General features: G+C 53.5%; 15 protein-coding genes and 1 tRNA gene. 7 read left to right on the top strand and 9 right to left on the bottom strand.

Annotated features, from left to right (window positions below; genetic code table 11):
* The first annotated feature begins 35 nt into the window (after nt 1–35).
* The 3 genes from fabI to RMR24_RS11445 all read left to right on the top strand — a co-directional run bounded on the left by fabI (nt 36) and on the right by RMR24_RS11445 (nt 1,789).
* Nucleotides 36–848, top strand: a complete 813-nt coding sequence (fabI, locus tag RMR24_RS11455) for an enoyl-ACP reductase FabI (protein WP_310615209.1) — start codon at nt 36–38, stop codon at nt 846–848.
* A 224-nt stretch (nt 849–1,072) separates the two neighbouring features.
* Nucleotides 1,073–1,381: a hypothetical protein gene (locus tag RMR24_RS11450; RefSeq protein WP_310615208.1), complete on the top strand. Its 309-nt coding sequence runs from the start codon at nt 1,073–1,075 to the stop codon at nt 1,379–1,381.
* Nucleotides 1,382–1,423: 42 nt separating this feature from the next.
* Complete coding sequence (locus tag RMR24_RS11445) at nt 1,424–1,789, top strand: hypothetical protein (RefSeq protein ID WP_310615207.1); 366 nt, start codon at nt 1,424–1,426, stop codon at nt 1,787–1,789.
* Between the two features lie 15 nt (nt 1,790–1,804).
* Here RMR24_RS11445 and RMR24_RS11440 read toward each other — a convergent pair whose 3' ends face one another.
* On the bottom strand, nt 1,805–4,069 hold the full coding sequence (locus tag RMR24_RS11440) for an arginine/lysine/ornithine decarboxylase (RefSeq protein WP_310615206.1): 2,265 nt from the start codon (nt 4,067–4,069) through the stop codon (nt 1,805–1,807).
* Nucleotides 4,070–4,148: 79 nt separating this feature from the next.
* Between RMR24_RS11440 and RMR24_RS11435 the strand changes: the two genes are divergently transcribed.
* Nucleotides 4,149–4,239: transfer RNA gene (locus tag RMR24_RS11435), tRNA-Ser, on the top strand.
* A 62-nt stretch (nt 4,240–4,301) separates the two neighbouring features.
* Here RMR24_RS11435 and RMR24_RS11430 read toward each other — a convergent pair.
* Both RMR24_RS11430 and RMR24_RS11425 read right to left on the bottom strand, forming a co-directional pair.
* Nucleotides 4,302–4,745 carry a polymer-forming cytoskeletal protein gene (locus RMR24_RS11430; RefSeq protein ID WP_310615205.1) on the bottom strand — a complete coding sequence of 148 codons (444 nt, stop codon included), beginning with the start codon at nt 4,743–4,745 and terminating at the stop codon, nt 4,302–4,304.
* Nucleotides 4,746–4,773: 28 nt separating this feature from the next.
* Nucleotides 4,774–5,709 (bottom strand): M23 family metallopeptidase, encoded by a 936-nt coding sequence (locus tag RMR24_RS11425; RefSeq protein WP_310615204.1) that lies wholly within the window; start codon nt 5,707–5,709, stop codon nt 4,774–4,776.
* A 177-nt stretch (nt 5,710–5,886) separates the two neighbouring features.
* Between RMR24_RS11425 and aat the strand changes: the two genes are divergently transcribed.
* From aat to RMR24_RS11410, 3 genes are read left to right on the top strand one after another with little or no spacing between them, the layout of a single operon-like run.
* Nucleotides 5,887–6,633, top strand: coding sequence for a leucyl/phenylalanyl-tRNA--protein transferase (gene aat, locus RMR24_RS11420; protein ID WP_310615203.1), 747 nt, complete (start codon nt 5,887–5,889; stop codon nt 6,631–6,633).
* Nucleotides 6,630–7,373, top strand: a complete 744-nt coding sequence (locus RMR24_RS11415; RefSeq protein WP_310615202.1) for an arginyltransferase — start codon at nt 6,630–6,632, stop codon at nt 7,371–7,373. Before aat ends, RMR24_RS11415 begins: the two co-directional genes overlap by 4 nt.
* A 12-nt stretch (nt 7,374–7,385) precedes the next feature.
* Nucleotides 7,386–8,165: an IclR family transcriptional regulator gene (locus RMR24_RS11410; RefSeq protein ID WP_310615201.1), complete on the top strand. Its 780-nt coding sequence runs from the start codon at nt 7,386–7,388 to the stop codon at nt 8,163–8,165.
* Nucleotides 8,166–8,214: 49 nt separating this feature from the next.
* Here the strand turns inward: RMR24_RS11410 and RMR24_RS11405 are convergent, their stop codons facing one another.
* The 6 genes from RMR24_RS11405 to RMR24_RS11380 form a co-directional block, all read right to left on the bottom strand.
* Entirely contained in the window at nt 8,215–9,189 is a 975-nt protein-coding gene (locus tag RMR24_RS11405) for a serine hydrolase (RefSeq protein ID WP_310615200.1), read from the bottom strand.
* A gap of 120 nt (nt 9,190–9,309) precedes the next feature.
* On the bottom strand, nt 9,310–10,848 hold the full coding sequence (locus tag RMR24_RS11400) for a 2-isopropylmalate synthase (RefSeq protein WP_310615199.1): 1,539 nt from the start codon (nt 10,846–10,848) through the stop codon (nt 9,310–9,312).
* A gap of 207 nt (nt 10,849–11,055) precedes the next feature.
* Nucleotides 11,056–11,859, bottom strand: a complete 804-nt coding sequence (gene pssA, locus RMR24_RS11395; RefSeq protein WP_310615198.1) for a CDP-diacylglycerol--serine O-phosphatidyltransferase — start codon at nt 11,857–11,859, stop codon at nt 11,056–11,058.
* Nucleotides 11,860–11,965: 106 nt separating this feature from the next.
* On the bottom strand, nt 11,966–12,982 hold the full coding sequence (gene ilvC, locus RMR24_RS11390) for a ketol-acid reductoisomerase (RefSeq protein ID WP_310615197.1): 1,017 nt from the start codon (nt 12,980–12,982) through the stop codon (nt 11,966–11,968).
* 38 nt (nt 12,983–13,020) lie between these two features.
* Complete coding sequence (gene ilvN / locus RMR24_RS11385; RefSeq protein WP_104797333.1) at nt 13,021–13,512, bottom strand: acetolactate synthase small subunit; 492 nt, start codon at nt 13,510–13,512, stop codon at nt 13,021–13,023.
* 17 nt (nt 13,513–13,529) lie between these two features.
* Complete coding sequence (locus RMR24_RS11380; RefSeq protein WP_310615196.1) at nt 13,530–15,302, bottom strand: acetolactate synthase 3 catalytic subunit; 1,773 nt, start codon at nt 15,300–15,302, stop codon at nt 13,530–13,532.
* Nucleotides 15,303–15,446 lie beyond the last annotated feature (144 nt).

Here is a 15,446-nt window from a genome sequence, read left to right as displayed (position 1 = left end):
GCGACAATTCTGCAAGATTTTTTTGGAGAGATTTCATGAGTACAAAAACTGGTTTCCTGTCTGGCAAAAAGCTTCTGATCACAGGCGTGCTGTCTAACCGTTCCATCGCTTATGGCATCGCCAAAGCTTGCCACGAACAAGGTGCAGAGTTGGCTTTTAGTTACGTGGGAGAGCGCTTTAAGGACCGTATCACAGAGTTTGCCGCTGACTTCGACTCAAAACTGATTTTTGATTGCGATGTGGCCAGCGATGACCAAATCAACCAAATGTTCAAAGACCTGTCGGCCCACTGGCCTACGTTTGATGGTTTTGTGCACAGCATTGGCTACGCACCACGCGAAGCCATCGCTGGCGACTTCCTCGACGGCCTGTCACGCGAAGGTTTCGCCATCGCGCACGACATCAGCGCTTACAGCTTCCCAGCCATGGCCAAAGCCGCTTTGCCCTACCTCAACGACAACTCAGCTGTGCTGACGCTGTCGTACCTCGGTGCCATTCGCACGGTGCCTAACTACAACACCATGGGCTTGGCCAAAGCCTCGCTAGAAGCCTCGGTGCGCTACTTGGCCGAATCTTTGGGCGCCAAAGGCCGCAACCTGCGTGCCAACGGCATCAGCGCCGGCCCGATCAAAACCTTAGCTGCTAGCGGCATCAAAGGCTTTGGCAAGATTTTGAGCGTGGTGGCCGAAGCATCGCCCATTCGCCGCAACGTGACCATCGAAGACGTGGGCAACGTGGCCGCGTTCTTGATGTCTAACTTAGCCGCAGGCGTCACTGCCGAAATTACCTATGTTGACGGCGGATTTAGCCAAGTTGTAGGTGGCATTGCCGAGCCTGTCGCCGAGTAAGCTGGCGCTCCTGGCCACACGGGTGGCCACTTTTGCGGGCACTCAGCCCCAAGGAGACGACCATGCAACGCCGCAATTTGCTTTCACACTTCTCCTTGGGCTATTTGGGCTGCTTGGCTGCTCAGCCCGCCTCGGCTTCACAGCCCATCTCAAATGCTTAGAGCTCGCCCCCACTGTGGCTAGCTAACTCTTACCTTGGCCATGAAAACCTCACCGACTATTGGGTGAGCGAAAAATACGACGGGATTCGCGGCTATTGGAATGGCCAACAATTGCTCAGTCGTAGCGGTAAAGCACTCAACCCGCCAACTTGGTTTATTCAGGGCTGGCCTGCTCGGCCGTTTGAAGGCGAACTGTGGGCTGGATTGGGCAAGTTTGAGCAAGCCGCCTCGGTCATTCAGCAAAAGCAAGCCACTGACGACGAATGGCGCACCCTGCGCCTCATGGTGTTTGACGCTCTTACGCCCAACACACCATTCACAGAACGCGTCGCCCTTTACCAAGACGTAGTGAAGCAAATTGGCAAACCATGAGTGAAAGCGGTGGCGCAAAGCGAAATTCAATCGCATACAGCCTTGAAAACCTTGCTGCAAAAAACAGTTCAAGCGGGTGGCGAGGGGTTGGTGCTGCACTCAGGCAACAGCCTGTATCAAAGCGGCCGCAACGGCGATGTGCTCAAAGTCAAGTTGCACGAAGACGCCGAAGCCAAAGTGGTGGCGCACGAGGCAGGTCAAGGCAAACACGCGCAGCGCACGGGCGCCCTATGGGTACAAACGCCGCAAGGCCTGCGTTTCAAGCTGGGCACTGGCTTGACTGACGCCCAAAGAGAAAACCCACCAGCCGTGGGCCAGTGGGTCACTTATCGCTATCGCGGGTTGACTGACAAAGGCGTTCCGCGCTTTGCCAGTTTTGTGCGCATCAGGCCCGTGATTGAGCGCTAAGGCCTGAGGTCGCGCTTAGGCTTTGACGCAATCAGCGTAATAGCGCTTCACGCCATCGTCACCCACCTCTTCAACCAAGCCATGGATGTCGGTCTCAAAGCCCGGGCATTGCAAGTTGAATTCGCGGGCGAACTTGAGGTAGTCGATGATTTTTTTGTTGAACACTTCACCTGGAATCAGCAACGGAATACCCGGTGGGTAAGGCGTGACCAAACTGGTGGTGATGCGCCCCATCAAATCGTCCACAGGCACGCGCTCGGTGTTGCGGTGCGCAATTTGGGCGTAGGCATCGCTGGGCTTCATCGCAGGTGTCAAGTCGCTCAGATACATCTCGGTCGTCAAACGCGCGATGTCGTACTTGGCATACAACGTGTGGATGTGCTGGCACAAGTCGCGCAGACCCATGCGCTCGTAAGCGCGGTGCTTTTGGCAGAACTCAGGCAGGATGCGCCACAAGGGTTGGTTGCGGTCGTAATCATCCTTGAACTGCTGTAACGCCGTGAGCAGCGAGTTCCAACGGCCTTTGGTAATGCCGATGGTGAACATGATGAAGAAGCTGTAAAGACCCGTCTTCTCCACGATCACACCGTGTTCAGCCAAGAACTTGGTGACGATGCTGGCAGGAATACCTGTCTTATCAAACTTGCCATTCAAATCCAAACCGGGCGTGACGATAGTGGCCTTGATCGGGTCCAACATGTTGAAGCCATCGGCCAAGTTGCCAAAGCCATGCCACTTGGACGACTTACCCTTACCTTTGATGATCCAGCTATCGGCGCGGCCAATACCGTCCTCCACCAACTCATCGGGGCCCCATACCTTGAACCACCAGTCTTTGCCGTACTCATCGTCCACCTTGCGCATGGCACGGCGGAAGTCCAAAGCTTCGGCAATGCTTTCTTCCACAAGGGCAGCGCCACCAGGCGGCTCCATCATGGCTGCCGCCACGTCGCAACTTGCGATGATGCTGTATTGCGGGCTGGTGCTGGTGTGCATCAAATACGCTTCGTTGAACAGGTGGCGGTCCAACTTGGTTTTTTGCGAGTCCTGTACCAACACATGGCTGGCTTGGCTGATACCGGCCAACAACTTGTGAATCGACTGCGTGGCGTACACCACCGAGTGCATCGGGCGCTCGCGTTTCTTGCCCATGGCGTGGTAGGTGCCGTAGAACGGGTTGAAAGCTGCGTGGGGCAACCAAGCTTCATCAAAGTGCAAGTTGGCCACGTAGCCGTCGAGCATGGTCTTGATGGTCTCTGTGTTGTAGAGCACACCGTCGTAAGTGGACTGCGTGAGGGTCAACACACGGGGTTTGACTTTTTTAGGATCCACGCCTTTGAGCAAGGGATTGGCCTTGATCTTGGCTTGAATCGCAGCTGGCTCAAATTCACTTTGTGGAATCGGGCCAATGATGCCGTAGTGGTTGCGCGTGGGCTTCAAAAACACAGGCACAGCGCCCGTCATGATGATGGCGTGCAACACCGACTTGTGGCAGTTGCGATCGACCACCACCACGTCATCCGGTGCCACGGTGTGGTGCCAGACAATTTTGTTGGAGGTGCTTGTGCCGTTGGTCACGAAGAAGCAATGGTCGGCATTAAAGATACGGGCTGCGTTGCGCTCGCTCTCGCCAATCGCGCCGTTGTGATCCAGCAGCTGACCCAGCTCCTCGACGGCATTACACACGTCGGCGCGCAGCATGTTTTCGCCGTAAAACTGGTGATACATCTGGCCCACAGGGCTCTTCAAAAACGCAACACCACCCGAGTGGCCTGGGCAATGCCAAGAATACGAACCATCTTCAGCGTAATCCAGCAAGGCTTTAAAAAACGGCGGCTGCACACCTTCAAGATAGCTTTTAGCTTCACGGATGATGTGACGCGCCACAAACTCGGGCGTATCTTCAAACATGTGGATGAAGCCGTGCAACTCGCGCAAGATGTCATTGGGCAAGTGGCGCGAAGTTTTGGTTTCGCCGTACACATAAATAGGCACGTCTGCGTTTTTGCGGCGCACTTCTTCGATGAAGTTACGCAAGTTCAAAACGGCAGGATCGAGGTCGGGGCCGGGCGTGAACTCTTCATCGTCGATCGACAAAATAAAGGCACTTGCACGTGACTGTTGCTGTGCGAACTGACTCAGATCACCATAACTTGTGGCGCCCATCACCTCGTAGCCCTCACCCTCAATCGCATCGGCTAGTGCACGGATGCCCAAGCCGGAGGTATTTTCAGAACGAAAATCCTCATCAATGATGACGATGGGAAAGCGAAATTTCATGCGGGACTCCGAGCGTTGAAAGCGAGACAGAAACGAATGCGCCGAAGTGTACTCGCCCACTGTTACAATGTTGGTCTTCGGAGCGATGGATGAGTGGTTTAAGTCGCACGCCTGGAAAGCGTGTGTGGGTTAATAGCCCACCGAGGGTTCGAATCCCTCTTGCTCCGCCACCACAAACGTAAAAAAGCGCCTTTTCAGGCGCTTTTTTATTGATCGTCTAAAGGTGGCATTTTTAACTGCTGCTCTCTTGAGCTTTCCTGATGACGTTCTTGGCATCTGCATTGCTGTTTGCTGCCGCTGAACTGATGGGGTTTTGAATGACCAAGCCCAACAAACGTGCGCCGTGCTCGACCGCGATCGAGCCATAAGAAATATCGCCTTGCACGATGGAGTCTTTGTGGAATTCCACACGCTCAGCAGCGTAAATATTGCCTTCCACCTTGCCAGCCACCATCACGCGATGCGCGGTGATGTCACCGGACACCTCACCGGTCTTACCAATGGCCACCGTGACCTTGTTATCTTTGGTGGTTTCGATGTTTCCCACCACTTTGCCATCAATGCGCACACTGTCGAGCAGCACCAGACGACCATAAATTTGGGTCGTACGGCCGATGATGGTGTCAAAACGCTCTTGCGATGGGGACAGTGATTTGTCTCTGAGTTTTTCAAACATGGGCAGGCCTTTTTGATAATTATTCGACTCACTGAGCGCTGGCGGTGCTTTGCATCAACATCTGAGTTGGATTCAGTACGCGTTCGTTGCGAATCACTTCATAGTGCAAATGGGGTCCTGTCGAGCGACCTGTGCTGCCCAGTTGGGCAATGGTTTCGCCGCGCTGAACCTTTTGCCCGACCTCCACCATGCGCTTACTCAAATGCGCATAGCGGGTGGTAAAACCCTCAACATGGCTGACCTCAACCACATTACCGTACGAGGCATCCCAACCTGAACGAGTCACCGTACCTGCCGCAGTGACGAGGATGGGCGAACCTACTTCGGCCACGAAATCTAGACCTTCATGCATAGCCAACTGCCCTGTGAAAGGGTCGTTGCGAATACCAAAACCACTGGTGACGCGAAAGTCTTTGCCCATCGGAATTCCTGTTGGCAAGGCGTGCAGCCAACTCAGCTGGTTGGACCAGTTCTGAGTCAAATTTTTCACGGCCGCCTCAGTCTGGCTAAATTCATCCATGGCAGCTGCAAAATCCTGACCCAAGTCGCGGGTGGGGCTGTGTTGAAAGCGCGGAGGTAGCCATGGTCCACCCCGCGCATCATCTTTCTTGCTGTATTTGTCGCGCAAATTTGTAGGGGTGGCGACTTCCATGAAACGATTTTTGAGAGTTTCAAGCTGACGAATTTCTTGAACGGTTGCGCTCATCGTTTGGCGCAAATTGTCCAGGCGCTCACGGTAAACCGCCTCTACCTTTTGCTGCTCCGCCTCAGTGGTGACACCACCCATGCTGCGAGCCAAGCTAGGGCTCATCTCAATCGCAATTCGAAAACCGATGAAATGCAAAAGCACACCAAAAGTCACCAGCACAAACGCCGAGGCGCACACAGCCACCAGCACTTTTTGGGCTGTGATGGAAATGGTCCGCACCGAGGCGGTGGGCCCAGACACCCACATCAATTGCATAAATAGCTCCGAAAACTTGTCAGGGTTGCTGTGAGACAGGTCACAGTTCGATGGAGAATTGTAGGGAGTTCTCCCCACCAAAGTCAGTTAATTTTGAAGTTAAAGATCAAGAATGTTAAAGAATGCTTTTAAACTCAAAAATACCAAATAATCTGAATAAGTAATTTAAATAACTAAATGAATATCCCTTGGATAGAGCAAAACACAGCACTTCCAACGCCTGAATCTGCACAAAAAAAAGGCAGTCATTTGGCCGGTCTCGTCGCTGCAGGGGGTGGTCTGTCTGTTGAACGCTTGTGCGAGGCATACGAACAAGGGATGTTCCCATGGTTCAGCGAGGGGCAACCTGTCTTGTGGTGGTCGCCAGATCCGCGCATGGTGCTTCAAACGGCAGATTTCAAACTTCATCGCTCCCTGCGCAAGACCTTGCAACAGTTCATTGGCGACGTTCAGTGTGAAATTCGTATCGACCATGATTTCAGCGCCGTGATTGGGCATTGCGCGCGCACCGGCCGCAAAGGTCAGCCCGGCACCTGGATAGTAGATGACATGATTTCAGCCTATGAAGCACTGCATGCCGCAGGCTTTGCACACAGTGTGGAAACTTGGCGCAATGGCCAACTGGTGGGCGGCTTGTATTGCGTGTCCATCGGCGATACCTTGTTTGGTGAGTCTATGTTTGCCCTGCAAACCGACGCCTCCAAAATTGCGCTCGCTGCCTTGGTGGGATTTGCTCGCACGCATGGGCTGACTTGGATAGACTGCCAACAAAACACCCGACACCTTGCATCTTTGGGGGCACGTGAAATGCCACGATCGGAGTTCTTGAAACAGGTACGAGAGGCCGACAAAAACGTCACGCGTACTTGGCAGTTTCATGCCTCGTATTGGCAAACACTCATGTCTGCCAAAGTACTGCCATGACCCACGCCCATGACTTACCCATGCAAACCGTGCAGTTTTATGCCACGGCGCCTTACCCATGCAGCTATTTGCCAAACAAAACAGCACGATCGCAAGTAGCCACACCCAGCCACTTGGTAAACAACGATGTTTATACAACCCTGGTGAACATTGGCTTTCGACGCAGCGGCCTGTTCACCTACCGTCCGTATTGCGATGGCTGCCGCGCCTGCTTGCCATTGCGCGTGGATGCGCAACAGTACCAACCCAACCGCAGCCAGCGTCGCGCATGGGCCAAACACCAGCACTTGGACGTCAGGGTCTTGAAACTAGGCTTTGACCCCGAACACTATGCCTTGTATCTGCGCTACCAAAACCTACGCCACGCAGGCGGCGGTATGGACGAGGACAGCACTGAGCAATACACGCAGTTTTTGCTACAAAGCCGCGTGAACACAAGATTGGTCGAGTTTCGGGAACCTTCCACCACAGACGAAGCAGGTGCATTGAAAATGGTTTCCATCGTCGACGTGCTCAACGATGGCCTGTCTGCCGTCTACACTTTTTACGAACCTGACCCGCATGCCAGCTATGGCACCTACAACGTGATGTGGCAAATCGCACAAGCTAAAAAACTCAAGCTCTCCTATGCCTATCTGGGCTACTGGATTCAAGAAAGCCCCAAGATGCGCTACAAAGCGGACTTTCAACCCCATGAGTACTTGATCGACGATGCATGGTCGAATAGAGATTTCACATGATAAAATTTCACTATGCGTAAAACCACAGTGCCCACCACGCCCAACATCCAAGTCATTGAGCGCATGTTCACACTCATTGACGTCCTCGCTTCGCGCGAAGAAGCCATTTCGCTCAAAGAAATCAGCGAGCGCACAGGGCTTCACCCCTCCACCACCCACCGCATCTTGAACGATTTGGCCGTGGGCCGGTTTGTGGATCGCCCAGAAGCCGGCAGCTACCGCCTTGGCATGCGCCTGCTTGAATTAGGCAATTTGGTCAAAGGCCGTTTGAACGTGCGTGATGTGGCGTTTCAGCCCATGCGTGAGTTGCACAAACTGATTCAACAACCCGTCAACCTCAGCGTGCGTCAAGGCGACGAAATTGTGTACGTCGAACGTGCTTTCAGCGAACGCTCGGGCATGCAAGTGGTACGCGCCATTGGCGGTCGCGCCCCGCTTCACCTCACTTCGGTCGGCAAACTTTTCTTGGCCATGGACGACCCACAACGGGTGCGAGCCTACGCCACACGCACGGGTCTGAGCGGTCAAACACGTAACAGCCTCACGCAGTTACCAGCGCTTGAACGTGAATTGTCCAAAGCCCGTCAATATGGCGTAGCGCGCGACAACGAAGAGCTTGAACTCGGTGTGCGCTGCATGGCTTCTGGCATTTACGACGACCAAGGCAAACTGGTGGCAGGCTTGTCGATTTCAGCCCCAGCCGATCGGCTAGATGACGAGTGGCTCCCTAAACTGCAAGCGACCACGCAAGCTATTTCGCATGCACTAGGCTTCAAACTCAACGAAGCCTGACAACAAAAAAGCCAGCAAAATTGCTGGCTTTTTAAGTGCGTGCATTCAATTAAGTTTGTGGACGACCCGTCACACCTTGATTGGTCTCAACCCACTTGCGCACGCGCTCAGCATCTGCAATTCGGCTAAGTTTGCCTGCAGAGTCCAAGAACACCATGATGAGCTTACGGCCAGACACTTTGGCTTGCATGACCAAACATTGGCCCGCCTCGGAGATATAACCTGTTTTTTGCAAGCCAATATCCCAATTGGGGTTCTTCACCAAACGGTTGGTTGTGTTGTATTGCAAGGTACGGTTGCCCACCTCCACACTGTGGCTAGGTGATGTGGACAGCTGGCGCAAGGTGGCGTCGTGATAAGCATTCCCTACCAAAGTCGCCAAATCTTTGGCGCTGGATTGGTTTTGGCTAGACAAGCCAGTGGGCTCCACGTAACGGGTGTCACGCATGCCCAACTGATTTGCCTTGGTGTTCATCAAGTTCACAAACACGGGCATGCCGCCAGGATATGTCCGGCCCAGGGCGTGGGCTGCGCGATTTTCGCTGGCCATCAAAGCCAAATGAAGCAACTCACCGCGAGTCAAGGTCGCGCCCACGCGCAAACGGGAGCTGCTGCCCTTTTCGGTGTCGACATCGTCTTGGGTGATGGTTATGGACTCGTCCATCGGCAATTTGGCTTCGCTGATGATCAAACCGGTCATCAACTTGGTGATGGAGGCAATCGGCAAAACGGCTTGGTCGTTCTTGCTGATCAGCACTTCATGTGTGTCTTGGTCGATCACGTAAGCCACACTGGACTTTAAGTCCAACATGTCGCTGGTAGCGTGCAATCCAGCCTTTTGACCAAATGAAGGAACAGGTGCAGGTGCTGCTTTGAGCACTTTGGCGCGACGCACATGCGCCTTGACGACTGATGGTTTTGTCTTTTGGACAGTTGGTTTTTTTTGATTGGTTGTCGCTTGAGCGTGCACCGTGCACAACGAGGCAAACAAACCGAGTGAAGTCGCAATGAGGAGTCGTTTCAAGTGGCGTTCCTTAGGCTTGAAAAACACAATTGCGCCAAGTCTAACAAGAAAAGTCACGCAAGATCAAGGACTTGCGTGACTTATTTAACAAAATTGATACGGTATATCCGTTTTTACAATTTAGCCTTGTGCTGCAACTCGGTCAGACTTGCTTTGCAGCTTGTTCAAAGCGCTCAAATACGCCTTGGCCGAAGCCACCACGATGTCTGGATCAGAGCCCACGCCATTGACCACGCGACCACTGTTTTGCAAGCGCACGGTCACCTCGCCTTGGCTCTCCGTCGAGCCGCTGATGGCATTGACTGAATACAGCACCATTTCAGCACCGCTCTTGACATGAGATTCAATGGCTTTAAGAGACGCATCCACCGGGCCGTTGCCATCTGAGTCGCCTTTCACTTCTTTGCCAGCCACAGTAAATACCACGCTGGCGTGCGGACGCTCACCGGTTTCACTGTGTTGCGACAAAGACACAAAAGCGAACTGCTCACTGGCGTTACCAACAGACTCCTCACTCACCAAGGCCAAGATGTCTTCGTCAAAAATTTCGCTCTTGCGGTCAGCCAACTCTTTGAACTTGGCAAAAGACGTATTGATGTCGGCTTCGCTTTCCATTTGCACGCCCAAGTCTTCCAAGCGTTGCTTGAAGGCATTGCGCCCACTGAGCTTGCCCAACACGATTTTGTTGGCGCTCCAGCCCACGTCTTCTGCACGCATGATTTCGTAGGTGTCACGTGCTTTGAGCACACCGTCTTGGTGAATACCTGAAGCGTGCGCAAAAGCATTGGCACCCACCACCGCTTTATTAGGCTGCACCACAAAACCCGTAGTCTGGCTCACCATGCGACTGGCTGCCAAGATTTGCTTGGTGTCAATGTTCATGGCGAGGTCAAAGTAATCACGGCGGGTTTTGATGGCCATGACCACCTCTTCCAAGGAACAATTACCAGCGCGCTCACCCAGTCCGTTGATGGTGCATTCCACCTGACGTGCACCGCCAATTTTCACACCCGCCAAGGAGTTGGCCACCGCCATACCCAAGTCGTTGTGGCAATGCACTGACCAAATGGCTTTGTCAGAGTTGGGCACGCGCTCACGCAAGGTTTTGATGAAGTTGCCATACAACTCTGGAATAGCGTAGCCCACGGTGTCTGGGATGTTGATGGTGGTCGCACCTTCGGCGATCACGGCCTCGACCACGCGACACAAAAAGTCCATCTCGCTGCGGTAACCATCTTCGGCGCTGAACTCGATGTCACCCACCAAGTTATGGGCAAAGCGCACCGACTGCTTGGCTTGCTCAAGCACTTGCTCGGGCGACATACGCAACTTCTTTTCCATGTGCAAGGGAGACGTGGCGATGAAGGTGTGAATACGGGCGCTGTTCGCACCTTTGAGTGCTTCAGCCGCGCGGCTGATGTCACGGTCATTGGCGCGTGACAGTGAGCAAACAGTGGCGTCTTTGATGGCGTTGGCAATGCCCTGCACAGCTTCGAAGTCGCCGTTAGAGCTGGCTGCAAAGCCGGCTTCAATGACGTCAACCTTTAATCGCTCCAACTGACGGGCAATGCGCAGTTTTTCGTCGCGCGTCATGGAAGCGCCGGGCGACTGTTCGCCGTCACGCAAAGTGGTGTCAAAAATGATGAGCTTGTCGGTCATGGTCAGGACTCCTAGATTCCTTAAAAACTTGCAACGTTTGAATTAGCCCCAAAGCAAAAGGCCCGCTGCATGTGCATACGGGCCTTGTGGGGTTTGCGCGTGCGCTACCAACTCCGCCCGGTGTGGGATAGAAGTAGTAGGGCCAGCGAAAAATTTGTCATGCATCTAATTTAGCACAAAGCCAAAGCGCTTGCGACACGCGGTGTCTCATTTGTGCAAGCCGGCTTCATCAGGCTCATCGGTCGAGGTGCTGATGACACTGGTTTGCATGCCTTTGGCACGACGCCAAGCGTACAAGGCATAGCCGCTCAGGCCATAAATCATGAACAAGGCAAACAACACAATGGGTGGGTGGATATTGATGACGGCAATGACCAAAGCCAACATCACAATCACGGCAAACGGCACACTTTTCTTCATCTGCACGTCTTTGAAGCTGTAGAACGGAACATTGGTCACCATGGTCAAACCAGAGTAGAGGCACCAGGCAAACATAGGCCATGCCACGTCGGGGCCTGAGACGCCCATCTCAGTCATCAACCACATGAAGCCCATCACCAATGCAGCCGCGGCTGGCGAAGGCAAGCCCTGGAAGAAGCGCTTGTCCACCACCGCCGTGTTCACATTGAAACGAGCCAAACGCAAGGCTGCGCAAGAGATATAAACAAAAGCCGCCACCCAACCCCAACGGCCCAAACCCTTGAGCGCCCATTCATAAGAGATCAAGGCAGGTGCAGCGCCAAAAGACACCATGTCAGCCAAGGAGTCCATTTGCTCACCAAACGCGCTTTGCGTATTGGTCATGCGAGCCACGCGGCCGTCCAAGCTGTCCAACACCATGGCACAAAAAACACCAATAGCAGCCATTTCATAGCGCTCATTCATCGCCATGACGATGGCATAAAAACCACCGAACAACGCAGCCAAAGTGAACAAGTTGGGCAAAACATAAATGCCTTTGCGGGGCTTGCGGGGCACAAATTCTTCTGTCTGGTCTTGTTGTTCTGTCATGCGTATCGCTCCGAAAAGTAGGGCTACAGTGTAAGCGCTGCGTCAACTGCTGCCTGAAACGACAAAGGCCACCGAGGTGGCCTTTGTCAGTGCAAAAAGCGTGCGCTTAGTTGCGGGTTTGATCAACCAATTTGTTCTTGGAAATCCAAGGCATCATGGCGCGCAATTTTTCACCCACGATTTCGATCGAATGCTCAGCATTCAAGCGACGGCGTGCTGTCATGCTTGGGTAGTTGGTCTTACCTTCCAAGATGAACATCTTGGCGTATTCGCCTGTTTGAATGCGCTTCAACGCAGCACGCATGGCTTCGCGTGATTGCTCGTTGATCACTTCAGTACCGGTCACGTACTCACCGTATTCGGCGTTGTTCGAGATCGAGTAGTTCATGTTGGCAATGCCGCCCTCGTACATCAAATCAACGATCAACTTCAACTCGTGCAAGCACTCGAAGTAAGCCATTTCAGGCGCGTAACCAGCTTCGGTCAATGTCTCGTAGCCCATCTTCACCAATTCAACAGCGCCGCCGCACAACACAGCTTGCTCGCCGAACAAGTCGGTTTCTGTTTCTTCTTTGAAGTTGGTTTCAATGATGCCGCCTTTGCCGCCACCGTTAGCCATGGCGTAGCTCAAAGCCAAGTCGCGGGCTTTGCCAGACTTGTCTTGGTACACAGCGATCAAAGATGGCACGCCGCCGCCTTTGAGGTATTCAGAACGCACGGTGTGGCCTGGGCCTTTGGGCGCAACCATGATCACGTCCAAGTCAGCGCGTGGAATGACTTGGTTGTAATGCACGTTAAAGCCATGAGCAAACGCCAAAGTCGCGCCCTGCTTCATGTTGGGAGCAACGTTGTTGTTGTAAACCTCTGGGATGTTTTCGTCTGGCAACAAGATCATGACCAAGTCAGCTGCTTTCACAGCATCGTTGACTTCCATCACGGTCAAACCGGCTTTTGCCACTTTGTCCCATGAAGCGCCACCTTTACGCAGACCGACCACGACTTTGACGCCGCTTTCGTTCAAGTTTTGTGCGTGCGCGTGGCCTTGTGAGCCGTAGCCGATGATGGCCACAGTCTTGCCTTTGATGAGGGACAGATCACAATCTTTGTCGTAAAAAACTTTCACAGGGTTCTCCTAAAAAATACTTTGAAAAGGGTTGGAATTTAAACGCGCAAGATACGCTCACCGCGGCCAATGCCACAAGCGCCCGTGCGAACAGTTTCAAGAATAGCGCTGCGGTCAATCGCCTCTAAGAATGCATCGTTCTTAGATAGGTCACCCGTCAACTCAATGGTGTAGCTCTTCTCGGTCACATCAATGATGCGACCACGGAAGATGTCGGCCATGCGCTTCATCTCTTCGCGCTCTTTGCCAACGGCACGCACTTTGACGAGCATAAGCTCGCGTTCGGTGTAAGCGCCTTCGGTGAGGTCGACCACTTTGACCACTTCAATCAAACGGTTCAAGTGCTTGGTGATTTGTTCAATCACCTCGTCTGAACCGTGCGTTTGGATGGTCATGCGTGACAAGCTGGCGTCTTCGGTCGGCGCCACAGTCAGAGATTCAATGTTGTAGCCGCGGGCTGAGAACAAACCCACCACACGCGACAAAGCGCCGGGTTCGTTTTCGAGCATCAGGGAGATGATGTGTTTCATGTTGTCATCCTTCCCGTTCACAAGTCTTCGCTGCCGAGCAGCATTTCGGTGATGCCCTTGCCGGCCTTGACCATCGGGAACACGTTCTCTGTGGGGTCGGTACGGAAGTCGATAAAGACCGTGCGGTCTTTGAGGCGGCGAGCTTCGCGCAAGGCAGGCTCGACATCCTCAGGACGCTCGATCAACATGCCCACATGGCCATAGGCTTCTGCCAACTTCACAAAGTCAGGCAAAGCGTCCATGTAGCTGCTGCTGTAGCGGCCTTCGTATTCGATTTCTTGCCACTGGCGCACCATACCGAGGTATCGGTTGTTCAAAGCCAAAACCTTGATGGGCGTGTTGTATTGGAAGCAAGTCGAGAGTTCTTGGATACACATTTGCACCGAGCCCTCGCCTGTCACGCAAAACACTTCGCTGTCAGGCTTGGCCAGTTTGATGCCCATGGCATAAGGAATACCCACACCCATCGTGCCCAAGCCGCCGGAGTTGATCCAACGACGCGGCTCATCAAAGCCGTAGTACTGCGCAGCCCACATTTGGTGCTGGCCCACATCAGAGGTGATGTAGGTGTCGGTACCCTTGGTCATGTTGTGCAACGTCTCGATGACGTACTGTGGCTTGATGACCTCGCCGTTACCACGGTCGTACTTCAAGCAATCGCGCTTGCGCCAAGCTTCGATGGTTTCCCACCAGCCGCTCAATGCAGCCGCGTCTGGTTTCATGCCTGATTCTTTGATCATGTCGATCATCTCGACCAACACGTCTTTCACATCGCCCACGATAGGGATGTCGACCTTCACGCGCTTAGAAATGCTGGAAGGGTCAATGTCGATGTGGATGATCTTGCGTTCGTTCTGCGCAAAGTGCTTGGGATTGCCAATCACGCGGTCATCAAAACGTGCGCCAACGGCCAGCAACACGTCGCAGTTTTGCATGGCGTTGTTGGCCTCCATCGTGCCGTGCATGCCCAACATGCCCAAGAACTTAGGCGCACTGGCGGGGTAAGCACCGAGACCCATCAAAGTATTGGTCACGGGGTAACCCAGCATGTCGACCAAAGTGCGCAGCTCTTGCGAGGCATTACCCAACAACACACCGCCGCCGGTGTAAATGTAAGGACGCTTAGCCGCCATCAAGAGCTGCAAAGCCTTACGGATTTGACCGCCGTGACCTTTGCGCACGGGGTTGTATGAGCGCATATGCACTTCGGCAGGGTAGCCTTCGTAAGCGGTCTTCTTGAAAGACACGTCTTTTGGAATGTCCACCACCACAGGGCCCGGACGTCCGCTGCGTGCAATATGGAACGCCTTTTTCATGGTCAAGGCCAAGTCGCGTACGTCTTTGACCAAAAAATTGTGTTTAACGATGGGACGTGTGATACCGATGGTGTCGCACTCTTGGAATGCATCCAAACCAATCGCATGCGTAGGCACTTGACCGGTGATGATCACCATAGGAATGCTGTCCATATACGCTGTAGCAATACCTGTCACGGCATTGGTGGCACCTGGGCCAGATGTAACCAACGCCACACCCACGTCACCCGTGGCTCGGGCATAGCCGTCAGCTGCATGAACCGCGGCTTGCTCATGACGAACCAACACGTGTTGAATCGTGTTTTGGTTGTAAAGCGCGTCGTAAATGTAGAGAACAGAACCACCGGGGTAGCCCCAAATGTGCTTGACATTTTCAGCTTGGAGCGCCTTCACGAGGATTTCAGCGCCCATGAGTTCTTGTGCATGACCGCCAGCGGCGGTTGCGGAATGCGATTCCGACTTTGTGTTATCCATTTTTGTACCTTTTAACCTGAGTGAATTTCGTCAACGAAAAACCTTGGGTGCTTCTTGGCGAACCCTTGTGGGGCAGCATCGAAACTTTGGACCTTCAGCCATAGACGCATGGTTCGCGCCGGACCCAGACCCGTTTGCCTTTTT

It is taken from the genome of Limnohabitans sp. (genome assembly GCF_031539105.1).
Classification (GTDB): Bacteria; Pseudomonadota; Gammaproteobacteria; order Burkholderiales; family Burkholderiaceae_C; genus Limnohabitans.
The sequence above is the reverse complement of the archived record's forward strand: the minus strand, read 5'-3'. Positions and strand labels throughout refer to the sequence as shown.

Coding starts and splice junctions, on each gene's coding strand:
- RMR24_RS11425 (WP_310615204.1), bottom strand. CDS start 5,709: ATGCAATTGATGTGGGTGTCTGGGCCCACCGCCTCGGTGCGGACCATT.
- ilvN (WP_104797333.1), bottom strand. CDS start 13,512: ATGAAACACATCATCTCCCTGATGCTCGAAAACGAACCCGGCGCTTTG.
- RMR24_RS11410 (WP_310615201.1), top strand. CDS start 7,386: ATGCGTAAAACCACAGTGCCCACCACGCCCAACATCCAAGTCATTGAG.
- RMR24_RS11430 (WP_310615205.1), bottom strand. CDS start 4,745: ATGTTTGAAAAACTCAGAGACAAATCACTGTCCCCATCGCAAGAGCGT.
- RMR24_RS11400 (WP_310615199.1), bottom strand. CDS start 10,848: ATGACCGACAAGCTCATCATTTTTGACACCACTTTGCGTGACGGCGAA.
- RMR24_RS11440 (WP_310615206.1), bottom strand. CDS start 4,069: ATGAAATTTCGCTTTCCCATCGTCATCATTGATGAGGATTTTCGTTCT.
- fabI (WP_310615209.1), top strand. CDS start 36: ATGAGTACAAAAACTGGTTTCCTGTCTGGCAAAAAGCTTCTGATCACA.
- RMR24_RS11415 (WP_310615202.1), top strand. CDS start 6,630: ATGACCCACGCCCATGACTTACCCATGCAAACCGTGCAGTTTTATGCC.
- aat (WP_310615203.1), top strand. CDS start 5,887: ATGAATATCCCTTGGATAGAGCAAAACACAGCACTTCCAACGCCTGAA.
- RMR24_RS11380 (WP_310615196.1), bottom strand. CDS start 15,302: ATGGATAACACAAAGTCGGAATCGCATTCCGCAACCGCCGCTGGCGGT.
- pssA (WP_310615198.1), bottom strand. CDS start 11,859: ATGACAGAACAACAAGACCAGACAGAAGAATTTGTGCCCCGCAAGCCC.